The organism is Enterococcus sp. AMC1157, from assembly GCF_058216555.1.
The window spans coordinates 2676086-2697765 of the sequence record NZ_CM177099.1; the positions used below are offsets into that span (position 1 = coordinate 2676086).

General features: G+C 34.9%; 15 protein-coding genes. 13 read left to right on the top strand and 2 right to left on the bottom strand.

Features of this window, described 5'->3' with window-relative positions:
• Positions 1–122: 122 nt before the first annotated feature.
• From AC4BBX_RS13100 to AC4BBX_RS13130, 7 genes are all read left to right on the top strand, one after another.
• Positions 123–743 (top strand): lysophospholipid acyltransferase family protein, encoded by a 621-nt coding sequence (locus AC4BBX_RS13100; RefSeq protein ID WP_490454254.1) that lies wholly within the window; start codon positions 123–125, stop codon positions 741–743.
• Positions 744–858: 115 nt separating this feature from the next.
• Positions 859–1980 (top strand): exonuclease SbcCD subunit D, encoded by a 1122-nt coding sequence (locus AC4BBX_RS13105; protein WP_490454255.1) that lies wholly within the window; start codon positions 859–861, stop codon positions 1978–1980.
• Positions 1981–5076, top strand: a complete 3096-nt coding sequence (locus tag AC4BBX_RS13110; RefSeq protein WP_490454256.1) for an SbcC/MukB-like Walker B domain-containing protein — start codon at positions 1981–1983, stop codon at positions 5074–5076.
• A gap of 17 nt (positions 5077–5093) precedes the next feature.
• A complete protein-coding gene (locus AC4BBX_RS13115) occupies positions 5094–8270 on the top strand; it encodes an SNF2 helicase associated domain-containing protein (protein WP_490454257.1) in 3177 nt (1058 codons plus the stop codon).
• 691 nt (positions 8271–8961) lie between these two features.
• Positions 8962–10677, top strand: a complete 1716-nt coding sequence (locus tag AC4BBX_RS13120) for an ABC transporter ATP-binding protein (protein ID WP_490454258.1) — start codon at positions 8962–8964, stop codon at positions 10675–10677.
• A gap of 809 nt (positions 10678–11486) precedes the next feature.
• A complete protein-coding gene (gene spxA / locus AC4BBX_RS13125; RefSeq protein WP_490454259.1) occupies positions 11487–11885 on the top strand; it encodes a transcriptional regulator SpxA in 399 nt (132 codons plus the stop codon).
• Between the two features lie 162 nt (positions 11886–12047).
• Positions 12048–12752 carry an adaptor protein MecA gene (locus tag AC4BBX_RS13130; RefSeq protein ID WP_490454260.1) on the top strand — a complete coding sequence of 235 codons (705 nt, stop codon included), beginning with the start codon at positions 12048–12050 and terminating at the stop codon, positions 12750–12752.
• A 68-nt stretch (positions 12753–12820) separates the two neighbouring features.
• Here AC4BBX_RS13130 and AC4BBX_RS13135 read toward each other — a convergent pair whose 3' ends face one another.
• A complete protein-coding gene (locus AC4BBX_RS13135; RefSeq protein WP_490454261.1) occupies positions 12821–13339 on the bottom strand; it encodes a GNAT family N-acetyltransferase in 519 nt (172 codons plus the stop codon).
• Positions 13340–13704: 365 nt separating this feature from the next.
• Here AC4BBX_RS13135 and AC4BBX_RS13140 point away from each other — a divergent pair, with 365 nt between their 5' ends.
• Positions 13705–14283 (top strand): DUF1836 domain-containing protein, encoded by a 579-nt coding sequence (locus tag AC4BBX_RS13140; protein ID WP_490454262.1) that lies wholly within the window; start codon positions 13705–13707, stop codon positions 14281–14283.
• A gap of 469 nt (positions 14284–14752) precedes the next feature.
• Here AC4BBX_RS13140 and AC4BBX_RS13145 read toward each other — a convergent pair whose 3' ends face one another.
• Positions 14753–15712, bottom strand: coding sequence for an IS30 family transposase (locus AC4BBX_RS13145; protein ID WP_490453847.1), 960 nt, complete (start codon positions 15710–15712; stop codon positions 14753–14755).
• 125 nt (positions 15713–15837) lie between these two features.
• Here AC4BBX_RS13145 and AC4BBX_RS13150 point away from each other — a divergent pair, with 125 nt between their 5' ends.
• From AC4BBX_RS13150 to AC4BBX_RS13170, 5 genes are all read left to right on the top strand, one after another.
• Complete coding sequence (locus AC4BBX_RS13150) at positions 15838–16695, top strand: DegV family protein (protein ID WP_490454263.1); 858 nt, start codon at positions 15838–15840, stop codon at positions 16693–16695.
• Positions 16696–16964: 269 nt separating this feature from the next.
• On the top strand, positions 16965–17669 hold the full coding sequence (gene yycF / locus AC4BBX_RS13155) for a response regulator YycF (RefSeq protein WP_490454264.1): 705 nt from the start codon (positions 16965–16967) through the stop codon (positions 17667–17669).
• Between the two features lie 6 nt (positions 17670–17675).
• Positions 17676–19508, top strand: coding sequence for a cell wall metabolism sensor histidine kinase WalK (gene walK, locus AC4BBX_RS13160; protein WP_490454265.1), 1833 nt, complete (start codon positions 17676–17678; stop codon positions 19506–19508).
• Positions 19505–20824 carry a YycH family regulatory protein gene (locus tag AC4BBX_RS13165; RefSeq protein ID WP_490454266.1) on the top strand — a complete coding sequence of 440 codons (1320 nt, stop codon included), beginning with the start codon at positions 19505–19507 and terminating at the stop codon, positions 20822–20824. The genes walK and AC4BBX_RS13165 overlap by 4 nt, the downstream gene beginning before the upstream one ends.
• Complete coding sequence (locus AC4BBX_RS13170) at positions 20814–21677, top strand: two-component system regulatory protein YycI (protein ID WP_490454267.1); 864 nt, start codon at positions 20814–20816, stop codon at positions 21675–21677. The genes AC4BBX_RS13165 and AC4BBX_RS13170 overlap by 11 nt, the downstream gene beginning before the upstream one ends.
• Positions 21678–21680: the final 3 nt, after the last annotated feature.

Sequence of the window (21680 nt, forward strand, 5' to 3'; positions counted from 1 at the left end):
GGGTGAATCATCTGGATTATTATACTATAGTAGATAGTTTTGGTAAATTCTGAGAGAAAAAGCTTGTCAATCTACTTTTTTTTTTGCATACTGAATTTAGTTAGTGAGAAAGGAAAGAGTTTATGTTTTTTACATTTATGCGCGGGCTTGTTCGTTTTGTGTTATTTCTCGTGAATGGCAATGCCCGTTATCAAAATCGAGAGTTATTACCTAAAGATGAAAATTATATTTTAGTTGCTCCTCACCGAACTTGGTGGGATCCTTTGTATTTGGCAGTGGGAGCTCGTCCCAAGAAATTTGCTTTTATGGCAAAAGAAGAATTGTTTAAAAATGGTTTTTTACGATTTATTTTAACTCATGCTAATGCATTTCCCGTAAAACGTGATAAACCAGGACCAAGTGCAATCAAAACACCAGTTAAAATTTTGAAAGACACAGATTTGAGTTTAATCATGTTTCCAAGTGGCACCAGACATTCAACAGCTTTAAAAGGCGGGATGGCAGTGATTGCAAAAATGGCAAAAGTTCGCATTGTTCCTTCTGTTTATCAAGGTCCACTAAGTCTGAAGGATTTATTTAAACGCAAACGTGTGACTGTTCGTTTTGGTGAACCAATTGATATCAGTGATATTAAAAAAATGAATGCAGAGGGATTGGCAGAAGTAGAGCGACGAATTCAAACCGCTTTTGATCAATTAGATCACGAAATTAATCCAGCTTTTCAATATAATCCAGATAAATAACTAGCGAAGTATCCACTATTTTTGAGTGGATACTTTTTTTATTTCTAAGCACTGAAGAATTTACAGGAAAGTGGTATAATAATCGGAAGAACATTTTTTACAAGGAGTGAAAAAAGTGCGTTTTTTACATACTGCAGACTGGCATATCGGTAAGAAATTACATGGTTATGATCTATTAGAAGACCAGCGAGAAATTATTAACCAAATTATTGAAATTGCTGAAAAAGAAGCAGTGGATGCGATTGTGATTGCAGGCGATTTATACGATCGCTCAGTTCCCAGTGTGGAGGCTGTCGAACTATTAAATAAAAAATTGATTGAAATGAATTTAGAAAAGAAATTTCCAGTTCTAGCCGTTTCAGGTAATCACGATTCCAGTACTCGACTGGCAACCGGTGCTCCATGGTTTGAGCAGACCAACTTTTATATGGTGACTCAGCTTGAAGAAGCGTTTAAGCCAGTGACTATTGGAGACACACAATTTTTCTTATTGCCGTATATCGAACCGATTGCTGCTCGCTTATATTTTAAAGAAGAGTTTGCTTCGATTCAAGAAGCTGTGCAACGAATCCTGAGTGAGATGGAAAGATTATTCGATGCAGATAAAAAACAGGTATTGATTACACACTTTTTTATTGCAGGTGGATTACGAACTGATTCAGAAACTCAAATTGAAGTGGGTGGTTTAAATAGTGTCGCGTATGAATTAATGGAAAAATTTGATTACGTTGCTTTGGGGCATTTACACTCAAAAAATGCGTTAAAGACAGGGAAAGTTCGTTATAGTGGTTCACCGTTAAAATTTTCTTTATCCGAGTTGACCGATGAAAAAGGTGTCTGGATTGTAGATTCTGAAAATATGGAACCTATTTTTCAACCATTGTATCCTAAAAGAGACATCAAAAAAGTTGAAGCATCTTTTGATGAATTGTTAGATCCTACCTTTTATCGTACTTTGGATCGAGAAGCATTTTGGCAAATTTTGCTGACAGATCGTGCAGTGATTCCAAATATGATGAATCAATTACGTGAGGTTTACCCATATATTTTGAATGTTGAACGGTTGCATGGACGAGAAACAGCCACAATCAAGCAACGTTTACGCAAAGAAGAAGCACCAGATAAAGTATTAGCAACTTTTTTTGAAGAAATCACAGGAGAAACATTAACTGATAAACAAAGTGACTGGTTAGCTAAAGGGCTACAAGTAGCGATAGATACGGAAAAGAGGGATTAGATGCAGCCAAGAACATTGAAAATGCAAAATTTTGGTCCGTTCATTAATGAAACCGTTGATTTTGGTGACTTTCAAGAGGCTGGTCTTTTTTTAATTAGTGGTAAAACCGGTGCTGGAAAAACGACTATTTTTGATGGTATGACCTTTGCTTTGTTTGGTGAAACTTCCGGGCAACTACGTTCAGGCAAAGAGATGCGTTCAATGTTTGCCACACCCCTTGAAGAAACTGTGGTAACTTTCACCTTTGAACACCAAGAGTTTCTTTATGAGATTGAACGTTATCCTGAACAAGAAGTACTCAAAAAACGTGGTGAAGGAACTCGGACTCAAGCGATGAAAGTTCGTTTGACGATTTATAAAAATGGCGAGGTACAACGGCAATATTCCAAACGAGGAGAAGTTGATCAATTCATTAAAGAACTACTTCATCTAGATGCTAAACAATTTTTCCAAATTATTTTATTGCCGCAGGGGGAATTTCGTAATTTCTTAGTTGCGTCTAGTAGCGAAAAAGAAAAGTTATTACGGAATTTATTTGGTACTGAATTGTATCAACGTTTAAATGATTGGCTAAACCAACAAAAAAAAGTATTGGAACAAGGATTAAGCAAGCAACAGCATCAAATGGAAGCAATTACTGCTCGCTTTCAATGGCAAGAAGAAGCTATCCAAGCGGTCTCGATTAATGAAACTTTACAATTGTGGGAAGCAGAGATGCAAGAATTGGTTCAACTTCAACAAAAAGAGGAGAAAGAATTACTCCTTATGAAGGAAAAAGAAAAACAAGCCGAAAAAAAATTGTATGAAGCGAAAGATTTGGCAAAAGCATTAATAGAGTACGAAAAACTAAAAGCAGATCAGACCAAATATGCTGAAATGAAACCCGATATCGACCTCATGAACGGACGTTATCAACGCTTGTTGTGGATAGAAAAACAAGAAAGTTTATTAAAAAATTTAGATGATTGTCAACAAGAACGTCAGAAAATTGCTAGGAATATTACTTCTTTAGAAGAAGAACTCGCACAAAATAAACAAGCAATTGAACAATGGCAAGGGAAAATGGCACAGATAGAAACCCAACGTCAATTAGTTACTGAGCAGGAGAAGAAAATCCAACGTCTGGAGGATTTATTACCTCAAGCTGAAGCTGTTCAAAGTTTGCTAAATCAAAAGCAAAAAGTAGATCAGTTTTTACAAGAGATTTCTAGTGAAAAAACAAGTATAAAAAATCAATTAGTTGAATTAGCCACAGAAATTACTGATAAAGAAAAACAACTAAATAAGCGTCAAGATCTGCAACAGAAAGAAATTCAATTAATACAAGGAAAAAATCTTGTGGCAAGCTGGTCGGATTTGAGAAATGCTTGTGACAAGCTGGAAAACAAAATAAATGAGTTGATTGAAACAGATCGACTACGAGAAATAGAAATAGAGCAATTCAATCAGCAACTAACAATTGCTGAAGAACAACTGAAGCAGGTTCGAAGCCAAAATGCCAAAATGCAAATTGCTCGATTGCAACTATTGTTGGTAGATGGAGAAGCTTGTCCCGTTTGTGGATCGACAGAACATCATCATGAACAAGCAGAAAGTTATAATTCCGAAGAGATTCAGCAAAGCGAAGTTGAATTAACTGAAGTTGAAGAACAAATTAAACAACTAGAACGTGTTATCCAACAGAAAATTTTTGAAAGTTCAAGCGATCAACAGACGGAGTTAACTATTGAGCTTTCTCGAAAGCAAGATCGATCGAAAGAAATTTTTGGCGAATGTGAAGCTTTGTTTGAAACAAAAATTGCGACAACACCGCTTGCTATTTTGGAAGAAGAAGAAGGCAAATTTCAAGAAGAAAAAGCACAGTTTGAGCAAGCTGAAATAGATAAAAATATATTAACGAAACAGCAAATGAACTTGCAAACGAAAGAAGCTGATTTACAAGAAAAACTTCAAGAGTACCAAGTGGAACAGCAACAAATAGTGACCAAATTGACGATTTTGCAAGTGCAAATGCAACAACGTAGTTATACCGAGCTAAAAGAAGAACTGGAAGAATTCCAGCGTAGTAACACCAATAACAAAACGGAAATTTTGACTTACGAAGAACAGGGTGAATCTTTACGTCTTTCTCAAGCAAGTTTGACAGAAGCTCATAAACAACAAAAACAAAATTTGCAAACCTTAGCAAATAGGGAAGACAATTATCAAAAAGAGTTAAACAAATCTATTGAAAATAGTGATTTTGAGATTACAGAAGAGCAGATACGTCATGAAATTAATGAATTATGGGAATTGACTGACTTGAAACGACAATTAGAAGAGTACCAACAAAATTGTCAATTTGTTAGTCAACGTTTAGATGAGCTTTCTGGTATTGCTAATCAGGAAGTACCAAATATTCCACTACTGGAAGAAGCTTTTCAACAGGCCGAAGAAGAAGTGGAAAATCGTCAAAAAACGATTATTCATTATGAAGAACGCTCTCGGCATAATCAAACACTGTTTGACGAATTACATGAATTAGTTCAAGACAGTCGTGAACGTATAGATGAATTAAGCCAATTGGAACAACTATTTAAGACGATGAATGGAGACAATCCTGAACGAATTAGTATTGAGCGTTATGTCTTACAATCGTTTTTAACAGAAATTTTAGAAGTTGCTAATCACCGCTTGATTAAACTGACAAGAGGGCGTTATCAATTTTTATTGAATGAAGAAAAGGGCAGCTATCGAAGTTCAACTGGACTGGAAATCAATATTTTTGACGATAATGCTGGAATGAGTCGGCGAGCGCACACCTTATCAGGTGGAGAAAGTTTTATTGCGGCCTTAGCATTGGCTTTATCCTTAGCCGATGTGATTCAAAATCGATCAGGAGGGATTGCCATCGAAGCCTTATTTATTGATGAAGGCTTTGGTTCATTAGATGAAGAATCTCTAGAAATGGCAATGGAAGCTTTGGAATGGATTGAAAACGAAGGACGTTTGATTGGAATTATTAGTCATGTTAGAGAATTAAAAGATCGTGTGCAACAACAATTAATTGTTGAAACCAACGGGAGCGGTCAGAGTCATATTAAAACCCGAATTTAGAGGGGAGGACTAAATGAATGAAGTGGAGTATTCCAGAAAAAATTGTAGAAAAAGGCCGAACATATTTAAATGAAGGTCGCGTTTTATCGGTCACTCCTGATGCTGAAAATCAAGTCTGGCATGGGGAAGTTTTAGGAAGCGAACTGTACCGAATTGATTTAGACGCTAGTGCCAAAGAGGAGGACTATTGCCAATGTCCGTACTGGGAGGAGCACCATTTTTGTAAACATACGGTTGCCGTGGAGTTGTATCTACGCAAACAAGGGAAGACCCGTATGATTGCCAAAAGCGACAGTGCACCAAAAGATACCTTCTCGCCATCAACGATGTTTTCTAATGGTTTTCAGCGCTTAACCAATGAATCGGATAGACCTTATGTTCCTTTGGCTGTTGAATGTCAGTTGGATAGTTTACCAACGAATCCTTATCGTTATGAATTAGATGTTTTGGGAATTTCATTAAAAATAGGAGAACGAACAGGTCGAAGTTACGTTGTTAAAAATATTTTTAAATTTCTACAAGTATACGAAGAACAAAAAGTCTTTTTAGCGAATAAACAAAATAGTTTTACTTTGGATCATCAAGCCTTTGATGAGGAAACCAATCAGTTTCTATCTGATCTAGCTCATTTAGCTCAAACACAACAATTAATGGGACATGCCGGTATTCAAGTCAAAGGAAAACTAGATAAAAAATATTTATTATTACCGATAGAATCAGCAAAAAGTTTGATTGAACGAATGTTACAATTTCCATTTTTACTTCAAACAGAGGAATTAAAAATTCGTCAGTTACGTTTTACAGAAGATTCACAGCCTTTACAATTTTCATTGATTCGTAAAGAAGAACAATTTGAATTACGGGTAGACAAATCATTTGATCATGTGTACCAATACTATGGTTGGGGTATTGTTGATGAACAGATTTACCCATTAACAGCCCAACAAATGGATATTTATATTACCATGGAGCAGTTGTTAAAACGGTTGGAAGAACCGATGATTCAGTATCCTAAAGAAGAATTATCTATTTTGTTTAAACAAGTTTTGCCATTTTTAAGAAAAATTGGTCAATTATCAATCTCTGAAGAAGTCTATCATTATATTAGTGATGCGGAGTTACAAGTTATTTTTTATTTGCGAAAACGTCAAGGGAATATTGATGTAAGAGTGGATTATGTCTATGGAGATGTTACCTATTCTAGCGATGAGAAACAACAAGTACTTCCAGAAAATCATGCCGAGGTTTTAAGAGATTATAAAACAGAACAACGGGTAGATAAACTGCTTCAAAACTTACAGTTTATTAAAAATACAACTGGTTGGCAAAAACCATTGCCAATTGGTGAAGCCTTGTACCGCTTTTTCACTAGAGAGTTAGGTTATATGCGTCAACTGGGTGAAATTCGGATGGGGAAAAAACTGCGGGAACGTTATATAGACGGAAAACAATTACAACCGCAAATAGAAGTATCACATTCAGGATCATGGTTAGATGTATCTTTTGACATTACGGGGATTCAAACCAATGAAATTGATGCTGTTTTACAAAGTTTACTGCAGAACGATCAATTTTATACATTGGAAAATGGCCAAGTACTTTCTCTGGAATCAGAAGAGTTTCAAGAGACTAGTCGAATTTTAACACAACTACGATCAACAATTCAGACCAATCAAGGAATCACAAAAATTCCTCTGAACCAAGGATTGCAATTACAGGAACAATTAGCAGACCATGCTTCTTTCAGTGATGGCTTTCAACGAATGGTTCAAGATTTAACCCATCCAGAAGCTTTTGAAGCTCAATTACCTGAGAATCTTCAGGCGAATTTACGAGAATATCAAGAAACTGGTTTTCGTTGGTTGAAAATGCTAAGTTACTACCAATTTGGTGGGATTTTAGCAGATGAAATGGGTCTAGGGAAAACCTTGCAGACTATTGGTTATTTACTTTCTGAAAAGCAAGAAAAACAGAAAATTTCTACATTAATTGTGGCACCGGCCAGCTTAACTTATAATTGGCAACAAGAAATTAAAAAGTTTGCACCTTCACTAAAAGCAATAGTTGTTAGTGGAAGTAAAGAAGAACGAGATCAATTAACCAATCAAGAAGTAGATATTTGGATTACGTCTTATGCTAGTTTACGTCAGGATATTGATGTTTACCAAGACAAAGCATTGGAATACTTAATTTTAGACGAAGCACAAATGGTTAAAAATAGTAGCACTAAAACGGCTCAAGCTTTACGTTCATTAAAAGTTCCCCATCGTTTTGCCTTGAGTGGTACACCGATTGAAAATAATTTAGAAGAATTATGGGCATTGTTCCAAATGATTATGCCAGGCTTTTTCCCTAGCAAACAAAAGTATCGAGATTTAAGTACAGAAAAGATTGCCTCTATGATTCAGCCATTTATTTTACGTCGTGATAAACGGACGGTATTAAAAGACTTGCCAGAAAAATTAGAGCGAAATTACTATAGTGCATTAACTTCAGAACAAAAAACCGTCTACTTGGCATATCTGCGTCAAATGCGGGATGAAATTTCTGGTATGGATTCATCGACCTTTAAGAAAAATCGAATTAGTATTTTAGCCGGATTAACTCGTTTACGACAAATTTGTTGTGATCCAAAATTATTTATTGAAGATTACCAAGGCGGTTCGGGTAAATTGGAGCAGGTCAAAGACTTGATTGAAGCAGCCAAACAAAATAATCGTCGTGTCTTGTTGTTCTCTCAATTTACTAGTATGTTATCGATTATCGAGGAAGAATTAGCGGAATTAGGTTTAGAAACCTTCTATCTAAGAGGTAGCACACCGCCAAAAGAAAGAATCGAAATGGTAGATGCTTTTAATGCAGGTGAAAAAGATGTTTTCTTGATTTCCTTAAAAGCTGGTGGGACTGGTTTGAACCTAACTGGTGCCGACACAGTTATCTTGTATGATTTATGGTGGAATCCTGCGGTAGAAGAACAAGCCGCTGGACGTGCTCATCGAATTGGTCAGAAAGAAGTTGTCGAAGTATGGCGAATGATTGCAGAAGGAACGATTGAAGAACGAATGAATTCCTTGCAACAAGAAAAACGTGAACTTTTCCAAAAAGTAATTCAAGGAAACGAGACACAATTGCAACAGATGACAGAAGATGATATTCGTCTTATCTTGAGTGTCGGAGACGAATTAGCTAATTAAACAACCGATAAGTTCCTTATTATTTGAAACAATCAATGACCTCTTACAGGTATCAAGGTTGTTTCAAACAATAAGGGCTTTTTTGAGCTTTCAGTTTTTATTAAATCTTGTCATAATAGCTATTTATCTCCACTCAAGAAAATGAAAGATAAAACTTCCAGAACAAAACTCCGAAAGCTCATTGGTCGTGCGAGACCGCCACGAGCCTCTTGCAGAGTCTCTTTGGCTGCTGACGTTCAAACACTGACTAAGCGCTAAAATCGCACTAAGTCAGTGTAATTCATTCAGCTCTGTAAGACACGACCAATGACTTTCTCCATTTTGTTCTTCCAGTTTCAGTGAATATGATTACTCAATATAAAATGAGAAAAATTCGTCAAAACTGGAAAGCCATCTGGGAGAAAAGACAGACATCGCGATCTAAAGATGAGGATGAATTATCCAATGTTGAAAGTAGTGAACTGCTAATTTCTTACAATGCGTTTGAACGCCGAAAGGTTTGAGACTCATAAGAGGCTCAGACCGGTCTCTCACAATGTTTGTTCTTTGCGGACAGATGGATTGGAAGTTTTAATAGATTTTCTTATTTGATGGTAAAGAAAATCATTTTCAGAAAGCTTGCAGATTTGCTTCATTGCTTTTCTTTCTGGGTTTCTCTATAATGAAAATTAATGAAAAAGGGGGAATTTTAATGCTGAAGCGTTTTTTTAGCTATTATCGACCATATAAGTCGTTATTTTTATTAGATTTTTGCTGTGCCATTCTAGCAGGGGCTCTAGAATTAGCTTTTCCAGTGGCGGTAAATCAAGTCATTGACAAAATTATGCCTCAAAATAATTTCCGCTTAGTAATGATGGCATGTTTAGGGTTGTTTATTTTTTATATTATTAACACGATTTTACAATATATTGTTGTCTATTACGGTCATAAATTAGGAGTTAATATTGAGACGGATATGCGTCGTGAATTGTTTACGCATCTTCAAGATCAATCTTTTGAATACTATGACAATCAAAAAACAGGAAAATTAATCAGTCGACTAACAACAGATTTGTTTGAAATTTCTGAAGTTGCTCACCATGGACCAGAAGATGTCTTTATCACGATTATGACGTTAGCGGGATCTTTTGTTTTAATGATAAATATGCACGCTCAATTAGCCTGGGCAACTTTTGCTTTAATTCCGTTAATTTCTTTAGCTTTGATTTTCTTTAACAAGCGTATGACCAACGTCAATACTGAAATTTATGACAATTTGGGAGAATTTAACTCAGGAGTAGAAGCGGCAGTTAGTGGAATTCGTGTTACACAATCTTTTGCTAACGAAGAATTTGAACAAGGACGTTTTAATGGTTTAAGTGAGTTGTATCGCCAGTCTAAAATTGTTTTCTATAAAATTATGGCTGTGAGTTCGGCTTATAATTATTTAATGATTCGCTTAATCAATTTGTTTGCTTTAATTTTTGGTGCTTATTATACCATTCGTGGAGAATTAACTTATGGTGAATTTGTTGGATTTATCTTATTGTCGAATGTTTTTGTTCGACCAATTGAAAAAGTGAATATTATGATAGAAAGTTATCCAAAAGGGATTGCTGGTTTTAAACGTTTAACTGAAGAACTAGATAAGAAACCTTTGATTCAAGACAAAGCTGGTGCAAAGCCTGTAAGTCATCTAAATGGAGATATTTCCTATAAAAATGTTACTTTTGCTTATGCAGATGCCACTAAAGTATTAAACAATATTTCTCTAGATATTGTATCAGGAGAAACAGTGGCCTTTGTTGGTCAAAGTGGTTCAGGTAAAACAACTTTATGTAATCTATTGCCACGATTTTATGAAGTGACAGAAGGGCAAATTACCATTGATGGTAAAGATATTCAAGAAATGACCTTAAACTCTTTACGTCATCAAATTGGAACCGTGCAACAGGATGTATTTTTATTCCCAGGTACGATTCGTGAAAATATCGCCTATGGAAAACTAGATGCTACGGATGAAGAAATTTTACATGCGGTGAAGTTAGCTCATTTAGAGGGCGTTATTCAACAAATGAGTGATGGCTTAGACACTGTGATTGGAGAACGTGGTGTGAAGTTATCTGGTGGTCAACGACAACGGGTAGCGATCGCAAGAATGTTTTTGAAAAATCCGCCAATTTTAATTCTTGATGAAGCGACCTCTGCTTTGGATACCGAAACAGAACAAGTAATTCAAGAATCATTAAATTCACTAGCTGAGGGACGAACTACGTTAATTATCGCTCATCGTTTAGCAACAATTAAACATGCGACAAGAATCGTTGTTATGAGCGAAAATGGCATCCTTGAAGAAGGTACTCACGAACAGTTAATGGAAAATAAAGGACATTACCGTAAATTATACGATGCACAATTTCATGATTAATTATTGACTAGAGACGGGCCTGAGACATAAGTAAAAACAAGACAAAAATATCTGACTACATAGAATGAGTTTCGGCCATTCTATGCGAAATTGCGATTCAGACCAATCTTCTATCGATCGGATATTTTACTGTTAAATTACTTATGTCACAGGACCGTCTCTTTTTTGTTAATTGAAACACGTATTTTGAGTAAGATACCAACGAACAATTTTGTCACATGAGTCATTTTTGGTCTTTTATATGTAAATTATTAGTTTTCTCATTTTTCTTTAAAAGTATAAAATTAATTTTCATGAAAATATTCATTTTTTTTGATATTTGAAAATTATAAAAAATGAGAAAAGTAGACAGTTATCAAAAGGGTATAATGTATAAGATAAAATAACACGATTAGGCTATATTTATTGACTAAAAATGACAAAGAGATTTTCTCTTACCAAAAAGCTGTGTTATCGCTATATTAAAGGGATTTTACTTGGGAAAACAATTGTTTGAAAAAGTGCAGATTTGAGCCGGAAAAATACTTAGAAAAAAATAACTACAATAAAATAGTGCATTAGGAGTGGGTTTCTGTTATATAATAATAAAAAAATGAGAAGATAGTGGCAGAAAGATTGAAAATGAAAAAAAAGGTTGATAAAAAAGGGTTACTATAGGTAAGATAGTTTAATAAATAACATTTTTTTTAAGAATAAACTTCAGTAAACCACTAGTAATTCTAAAAAATGTGTTTTATAATAGAGACAGAAACAAAAATAATTTCTCTGTTTTCTATTAAATAGATGACAGAAAGAAGGAGTGATGCACGTTGTTGACACTATATACTTCCCCAAGCTGTACCTCATGTAGAAAAGCTCGTGCTTGGCTACAGGAGCATGAGATCCCATTTGTTGAAAGAAATATTTTTTCTGAACCGTTAAACATTTCAGAATTAAAGTCTATTTTACAAATGACAGAAGATGGCACAGAGGAAATTATTTCGACACGTTCGAAAGTTTTCCAAAAGCTAAATATGGATCTTGATGAATTACCGTTAAAGGATTTATTGACACTAGTTCAAGAAAATCCAGGTTTATTACGTCGTCCGATTATGATTGACGAGAAAAGATTGCAAGTTGGTTTTAACGAAGATGAAATTCGTCGATTCTTACCACGTGATGTTCGTCAATTAGAATTACGTCAAGCGCAATTAATGGCAGGTTTATAGAAATTTTACAATGGATACTCATATATGGGTGTCCATTGTTTTTTCGTTAAGAATCCTAAGGTAGTAAAGGCTATTTGGAGTTTCTAATGTTTTTCTCTTTACATTTCTAGCGCTTCCGTTACAATGTAGCTATAGTACCAAAATAAGTGAGGTGTAGCTAATATGGAAATGGAACATATTAATGAAAATACAATCCGTGTCTTAATTAAAAGCGAAGATTTAGCTGCTAGAGGAATCACTTTTTTAGACTTATTGGGAAATCACAAAGAAGTTGAGAATTTCTTCTACAGTATATTAGAAGAAGTCGACGTTGATGAACAATTCAAAGGAAGCGAAGCAGTAACATTTCAAGTGATGCCTAAAGGAGATGGCTTGGAACTATTTATTAGTAAAAATGCTTCTCTTGAAAACTTAGATCCTTATGAGGTGTACGGAGATTATTATTCGCCAGAAGAAATTACTGAATGGCTAAAAAATGAAGATCCTGAATCCTATGAAGGGTTTTCTCAAGAAGAATTGATGTCTTGGTTCAAAGAACAATTACCATCTAAAAAAGAGAAACAAGAGGAACCTAAAGCAATTAGTCGTGAACTAGTTTTTGAACTGATGAATTTTGAAGCTATGGTTCAATTAGCAAGTGAAATTCACTTAGATAATGTATTTACCAATCTTTATGTTATGAACGACACGTATTTTTTAGAAGTCATTTTCTTAGGAGAAGAATCTGATAAACAAATAGAAAATCAAGTCTCTGTAGTAACAGAGTTTGCACAAAAAAGCGTTCTGACTTCAGATGTGTTAATGGAACATGGAGAACTAATCATGGAAAATGATGCCATTGGTATGACACGAAGATACTTTAACTAAATCTTGAAGAATAAAAAGCCAATTTCTGGCAAGTATGAGATTACTTAAGTCAGAAATTGGCTTTTTTTTTATTTAAGTTTTTTAACCATGATATAGTCTGTTTGTTCATCGTCACCCATAAAAAAGGAGTGTGATCCTTGTTGTTGATAACCCATTGATTGGTAAAAAGCTTTAGCGGGTTCATTATGTTCCCAAACACCAAGCCAAACAAGTTCTTTTTCAGAATTCTTTGCTTCTTGAATCGCAAACTCCATCAGTTTACGACCATAACCACGACGCTTGAAGTCTGGTCGAACGTAAAGTCTTTCAATCTCTAAAGCATTTTCCGAAATGTCTTCAGTTTGAGCCTGATTTTGATTGAGTTTGAGATAACCAACTAACTGATTCTGATCATACAACAAATAAAAAGTAGAATCTTTGGTTTGGATTTCAGAAATAAGCTTTTCTCTATTATAAGCACCATCTAAATAAGCCTTCATATTTTCAGGAGTATTAAACTCTCCGAATGTATCAATGTAAGTCTCAAAACTAATTTCTTGTAAAGTTGAAAAGTCTTCAGTGGTACATTTGTTAAAGTTTAGTGTCATATGTATACCTCCAGTGATCGTAGTTAAAATTAATAATACTAGCTGGAAAAAGGCTTGGCAAGTGATTAAGAAGGATTAATGTTTGAGGAGATTCATGTTCTTCCAATCTAGGAAATAAAAAAGTTACACGAAATCAAAAAAGCCTTCATATTTTTTTCACATTTATTCTCTATTATATAGACATACCAACAAAACGTCTTTGTAAAAGACACCCTAACACTTTTTCATTTTTTACTCCTTGCCTGTCGATCCCCGTCGACAGGCATATTTTTTTATAAAAATAAATTTTTCTTTACCTAGTTTTCAAAACTAGGTATAATGGTTGTTGTAAACTTTTTTATAATTTTTGAAAAGAGGTGAACTTCTTGGAAAAATTAAACAATGAGATTTTAGATTGGGCAACGTCTCTAATTGAATTTCATTTGCCTAGATGGGATGAATTGCCAGATTTAGAATTATATATGGATCAGGTAATTACTTTGATTGATAAATATGTTTCCCCAGTTATTCAAACTGACAAACATCCTTTATTGACCGCTTCAATGGTTAATAATTATGTCAAAAAAGATATGATCCCTGCACCAGAGAAAAAAAGATATAATCGGAAACATGTTGCTTTTTTGGTAGCTATCACATTATTAAAACAAGTCCTTACTATTCAAGAGATTAAGGATGGTATTTTATTTCAAGGGAAAATCATCGGAATTCGAAATGCCTACAATCTTTTTTGCGAAGAGCAAGAGCAGGCAATCCAGCGAGTCTGTTTACAAGCAATGGGCGAAAATATCAGTCATTCTACTCAACCAATTCCAGTTGAGTATTTGGCAGTTAAAGCTGCTACAGTGTCCTTTGCTAATAAATTAATGGCAGAAAAAGTGATTGAATGTGAAGTCAATTATTTGAAAAATCTAGAAACAAAAAAATCTGAGAAATTGAAAGACTAAAATTCAGAAATTTAAATATTTTAATACATTAAAAGAAATAAGATTGCCAGTTCCACTGAGCAAGGAGGAAGAGTAGTGGAATGGTATCCGGCATTTCGATCAAACAAAAATTTCGATTTTCAGAAATTTTAATACATTAAAAGAAATAAGGTTGCCAGTTCCACTGAGCAAGGAGTAAGAGTAGTGGAATGGTATCCGGCATTTCGATCAAACTAAAATTTCAATTTTCAGAAATTTTAATACATTAAAAGAAATAAGGTTGCCAGTTCCACTGAGCAAGGAGTAAGAGTAGTGGAATGGTATCCGGCATTTCGATCAAACAAAAATTTCGATTTTCAGAAATTTTAATACATTAAAAGAAATAAGGTTGCCAGTTCCACTGAGCAAGGAGTAAGAGTAGTGGAATGGTATCCGGCATTTCGATCAAACTAAAATTTCAATTTTCAGAAATTTTAATACATATGATTTGTCAAATTAAGTTAGAATAAAATGCTTCTTGTACATAGCTCAAAAATACTTCGATAGGTGTTTTGTAATTCAAGGATTTTCTTGGAATATGATTACGTTGATTGCTGACGCTTGAAATAAATGGTTGGTCGACTTCTCTAAAATCCATTGATTTTGGTAATCCGTTACGACGTAGAATCCCGTTGGAATTCTCGTTTAATGGACGTTGAGAAGGTGTTCCAGGATCAGCAAAATAAATAGCAATATCATGCTGATTACTGACAGTTTTCCAGTTAGAAAATTCTTTTCCACAGTCAAAGGTAATGGATTTAAAGAAGTTTTTAGGAAAGCGAGAAAACCAACAGTTAAGGGCAGTTTCAATATCTGATGCCTTACGGCCGTTAGGTTTAATCGTGATAATTACTTTAGATAATCTTTCAACCAAAGTAATGACGGCACTTTTATGATGAACGCCAACAATTGTATCACCTTCAAGGTGACCGAATTCAGAATTGAAATCTGGATAATTATCAAGTCGATTATGGATTGAACGCTTAAACTGTTGTTTTCCACGTTTTTCCTGATGGCCATTAGGTTTTCTTTTCCCTTTCATAGGTAGTGTTTCAACATCAAATATTCCTTTAGAAAACAAACGGTAGAGTGTTCTCATACCACATGAAATAGTTAATTCTTGACGCCCAATAATGGTGTCAGGCGTCCAACCAAGAGAAACTTTCTCTTTAATGTAATCCACTTCATGAGCAGGTAATTGAATGACTTTTCTACCACATTTTTTCTTATTTTCTTTATACTGATACCAATAATCAAGTGCTGTCTTGCCTAATTTAAATTGATTAACGACCGTATAAATCGTTTGAATAGCGCGTTTCATTCGTTTGGCAATATCAGTCGGTTTAGTCCCTTGAAGAAAATAAGATTCTATCATAGTCAGTTCGTCTATGGTAAGATGTTTGTAGGTCATTTATGGTTTACACTCCTTTGTTTTCTTTGGTCGGAAATACAATTTGAGTGTACCATAAATGGCTTTTTTATTTTTCTAACTTAATTTTACAATTCGCGACATTAAAAGAAATAAGGTGGAAAAAAATGAATAAAAAAATTGCATTGTTGGTAGATTCAGGGACAGATGTTCCTCAAGAAGTGATGGATAGATATGGCATATTTATGATTCCATTAAAAATTATTTATAAAGATCGAACTTACACAGATAAAGTAGACATTACTCCTGAAGAAGTGTATGAAGGTTTTAAAAGAGAAATTCCAAGTACTTCATTACCAGATGGCGAAGGAATTCAGAAAATATTTGATGAAATCAAAGCTCAGGGGTATCAACAAGTATTAGTTATGACTATTTCTAGTGGTTTGAGTGGAACTCACAATATTTTACGTTTAATGGGCGAAGAACAAGAAGGATTGGAAGTTTATGTCCTTGATACAAAAAGTATCGGCATAGGAGCAGGAATTCAATGTATTTTAGCAGCGGAATATATTGATCAAGGGTTAGAATTTGAGGAGTTAATTGCTAAACTCGAGAAAAAAGTTAAAGAATCTAAAGTATATTTTAATGTAGCAACCTTAGAATATTTACAAAAAGGTGGAAGAATTGGTTTAGTTGCTTCAATTGTAGGAACTGCTTTGAAACTAAATCCGACGATTTCTTGTAATGAAGAAGGAATTTATTATACTGTGGCTAAATCTCGCGGACGTAATAAAAGTGTGGAAAAAATGATTAAGGTAGTGAAGGAATTCATCGGTGATTATCCAAAGTTTCGTTTAGCAGTAGCTCATGGTGATGCTCTAGAAGAAGGGCTTGAAGTTCAAAAAAAATTAGCAGCAGCTTTTCCAAAGGCGGAGTCTGTTTTATTTGGAACTATTTCTCCGGCCTTAGTTGTGCATACAGGACCAGGTTTACTAGGAATCGCTCTACAACTATTGGATAATTAATACTTTTAAAACACTCAAGAAGATTTTTCTTTCTGAGTGTTTTTTGTTAAATATAACCTAGTCAAAAAAATACACAACGAAAACTCTGTTTGAAATTAAAAATGCCAATATTATGATCAGACCCAACCGATTGGAAAAAGAGCTCTCATATTTTCTTAAGAAGCTCTTAGTGAAAATAGACTTTTAATGAAAGACAGGTCAAAATCATGTATAATGATTACGATACCTACAAATAGTGAGTAGTATAAATAAAGATGAGGTGACCTTTTGTGAAAAAAATATTAGTCGTAGACGATGAAAAACCAATCTCAGATATTGTCAAATTCAATCTCACCAAAGAAGGCTATGAAGTCTATACAGCTTATGATGGGGAAGAAGCGTTAGAGCAAGTAAAGGAAGTTGAACCTGATTTGATTTTACTTGATTTAATGTTACCGAAAATGGATGGGTTAGAAGTGGCTCGTGAAGTTCGTAAAACCTATGATATGCCAATTATTATGGTTACAGCAAAAGATTCAGAAATTGATAAAGTATTAGGTTTAGAATTAGGCGCAGATGATTATGTGACGAAACCTTTCTCTAACCGTGAATTAGTAGCGAGGGTAAAAGCTAATCTTCGTCGTGGTTCTTCAGCTGGAAAAGAAGTCGAAGAGCCAGCGAATTCAGAATTACCAATTGGTGATTTGACCATCCATCCAGACGCATATATGGTAACAAAGCGTGGTGCCGCAATTGAATTGACTCATCGTGAATTTGAATTATTGCATTATCTTGCCAAACATATCGGACAAGTAATGACACGAGAACATTTATTGCAGACTGTTTGGGGATATGATTATTTTGGTGATGTACGAACAGTAGATGTGACGGTTCGACGTCTCCGAGAAAAGATCGAAGATAACCCTAGCCATCCGAATTATTTAGTCACTCGTCGTGGAGTAGGGTATTATCTACGCAATCCGGAACAGGAGTAAACATATATGAAAAATAAAGTTCGCTTTTTTCAATCGGTGAACTTTAAAATCGCCCTGACATTTATCTTGATTTTGTTAATCTCAATCCAGATTATCGGGGCGTATTTTATTCGCGGATTGGAAAGAACAACCATCGATAGTTTTAAAAATGGGATGAATATTCAAGTTGAAACCTTGGCAAATACCTTGGGGAATTATTTGGTTGGTCAAGATGGAACCAACGATGAGCAAGTGAATAGTGAAATTCAACGAATAATTGAAAACAGTGATTCGCCAGATATTATTGAAATGACCGTGGTAGATCAAAAGAGTATTATTCGAGCAACAACGAGTGCGGATCGAACAGCTATTGGAAAAAAGAATGAGGAACCTCTGATTGATGATTTTACGAATCGTAGTTTTAGTGCAGTAGACGGTGAAACAGGAGAACGAACTCAATTTAATGTTCAAGTAATTCAAGCTGCGGGAGATACCGTGGTGGGTGTGCTGTTCGTGAAAAGTGATTTGGAAGAAAAATATCGAGAAATTATTAATATTGCTTATATCTTTATCACAGCTTCAATTGTAGCCATTGTTATCTCCATTATTGTTGCAGTATTAATTTCTCGCTCGATTACACAACCGATTGGTGAGATGCAAGACCAAGCATTGCGCATTGCTAAAGGCGATTATGGTCGAAAAGTACCAGTAAAAGGAAAAGATGAACTGGGGCAACTAGCCGAAACTTTTAATCAATTGGGTGAAAGAATTGCAGAAACTCAAGAAGCGATGGAATCGGAAAGAAATCGCTTAAACAGTGTACTAGCTCATATGACTGATGGGGTTGTAGCCACTGACCGTCGAGGAAAAGTCATTATCATTAATGAGATGGCCTTGTCTTTATTGAACGTTAAGCAAGAAGAAGCGATTGGGCAATCAATCCTGACTCTATTTGATATGGATGAGGAATATACACTACGCAAACTTTTAGAAAATCCAGACGAAATTTTATTGAATCGTCCATCAAATGATGCGAATATCGAATCGTTAATTTTAAGAATTGATTTCTCAATGATTCGTCGAGAATCCGGATTTATATCTGGTTTAGTGGCGGTAATTCATGATGTCACTGAACAAGAAAAAACGGAACAAGAAAGAAGAGAATTCGTTTCGAACGTTTCTCATGAATTGCGTACACCACTTACGAGTATGCGAAGTTACTTGGAGGCGTTAAATGAGGGCGCTTGGAAAGATGAGAAAATTGCTCCTAACTTCTTAAAAGTGACTCTAGACGAAACGGATCGTATGATTCGAATGATTAATGATTTGCTTAATCTTTCTCGAATGGATAGTGGAAATACCGACTATCAGTTTGAATTAATCAATTTTAAAGATTTGGTTCATTTTGTCTTGGATCGTTTTGATATGATGGTCAATAATCATGAGAAAAATTATATTATCCGTAGAGAATTCACACAAAGAGATTTATGGATGGAAGTTGATGCCGATCGAATGATTCAAGTTATTGATAATATTATGAATAACGCGATTAAATACTCCCCAGATGGTGGTGTGATCACGGTTCGATTGGTGGAAACACATAATAATATAATTTTAAGTGTAACCGATCAAGGTCTAGGAATTCCGAAAAAAGATTTAACGAAAATTTTTGATCGTTTCTATCGTGTAGATAAAGCGAGAGCTAGAGAACAAGGTGGAACGGGTCTAGGATTGGCGATTTCAAGAGAAGTGTTAAAAGCACATGGTGGAACAATTTGGGCAGAGAGTCGTGAAAATGTAGGCTCAACTTTCTTTATTAGTCTGCCTTATGAACCTTATGAGGAGGATTGGTGGGAATGAAATTAGTGGAAAGATTCGTTCGTTTTGGTTTAGTTGCGATGATTGCCTTAAGTTTCTTTTTAACCTATCTTATTTGGTTAAGTCCTACCAATCGCGATTTGGATACAGAAAAAGAAGTGAATTCTGAATTACAAAACGAACAAAATGTAAAAGATTCGTCAGAGATTTTTTTGCCTTTACGATTAACACGAATATCGAATGAAGATATTCAAGAAACAAATACAGAAAGTTTTATGAAAAGGGTTCAAACCTTATTAAGTGATGCGGACTATCAAGAGGCCGAATTGATAAAATACTCAACAAAAGAAGAGTATGCAGCAGCAGCTACCTTAATGAATGGAATTGAAATGACTTATGCCGCGTCTTTACCTTTGGAGGTCTATTTAACAACATTTGATGTTGGCTTACCAACTACAAATGCCATACGTCGTGACCGTGCTTTTTTACAAATTCAAATCGATTTAGAAACCAAAAAAATTCGATTTTTGAATCGAATTGAGCAAACTATAATAGAAGCGGACATCACTTCAGAAGTAAATGATTTCCAAGAAATATTCCAAGATGACACGGCAGCTTGGGTGGATGTCTTCCGAGATTCAGAACTAAAATTTTATCAGTACTACACGTATGAAACGGTCAAACTTCCAATGTTTAGTTATATTTCAGCCTTGAGACCCTACACTGTTTTCCGTGATTCCTTTTTTACAAATCCAAAAAATATTCGAAGTAATGATGCTAGTGCTAATTTAAACCTTTATGATGGATCGGAATCCATGAATATTAGACAAAATCAGCAACTTGTGACCTATCGAGGAACGACAAAGATTGAGAACATTGTAGATATGTATGATCAAAGCTATCGATACATTCGCGGCTTAGGAACAAACTATGGCTCATTACGCCTGTTTGACCAATCTCAGTCTATGATGGACTATCGGTTTTTTGTGGAAGGTTTTCCAATTTTTAGCAATCAAGATGAAGGAAGAATTCAATTGAATTTCTCTAACAATGCTTTAGGGAATCAACGAATTGTGGAAATCAGAGCAGCTCTGAACACTATTCAAGTACCTATCCCTTCTGAAAATGAAAGAGAGCTGCCATCTAGTCACTCTGTAGTTAGCAATTTGATTGCCTATGGAGCTGATAAAGAATTGATTGAAATGATTATCGTTGGTTATAATTGGCGTAATTTAGAAGATAGTGGTGTAGTTGACCTAGAACCAAATTGGTATGTTAAGTATGAAGGGATTTGGGTGCAATACCATCAGCTATTAAATCAACTTCAAGAAAGTGAGGGACCATTGAATGGACTTTAAGCGAGTTGAATGGATTTTTTTCTTAGCTTTTCTTGGATTAAATATTTTCTTATTTTCGATTTATCGGGATGCGCGTTCTGAACAAGACGTTGTTTTTCGATCAAATCAAAGAGTCCCGATTGAACAGCGTTTGTCTTCAGAAAATATTCAAGTAAATAATGAATTGTCTAAAGAACGTTTAGAAGGATATTATTTAAGTGGTGAACCTGCGGATATGAAAAACTTGTTAGATGAAGCTCGTGCTCAATCAAACAATCCTGATTTACTAAAAGAAGGGACTACGATTGAAGGAGGAACTTTGATGCATCAAGTTTCTAAACAGGTTTATATTAGTGATAGTGATAGAATGGATGAAACATTACAAAACTATTTTAATCAAGAGGATTCCGTTCTTTTGGGTCAGGAATATGTTTATGTGAGTGAGTGGTCGTCAATTGATGGAGAATTTCCAGAAGCTGTGGCCGCTCAAACCTATGAAGGAATTCCAATTAATGATCCTTCAGGAAGACTAAATCTGTCATTAGAACGACACGAAGATTTATTGGAAGTGGATAGTTATACTCAAACGTACATTTCTAATCTAATTCCTTTACGGGAAGGAATGTCTCTTTATTCTGAAGAAGAAATAATAAACACACTGTATATAAATAATAAAATTCCTAGTAGTAGTATTATTAGATGGCAACAGTTAGCCTATACATTAACTTTAAGAGTTCGTGGGAAAAGTGTCTACGTTCCTGCGTGGTATGTAGCAATCGAAATGCCTGATGGCAGTGTTCAGATTGAACGAGTTAATGCTTTAACCAATCGAATCATCACAAATAGTACAGTTCGAACGGTAGAAAATCAATAGCAA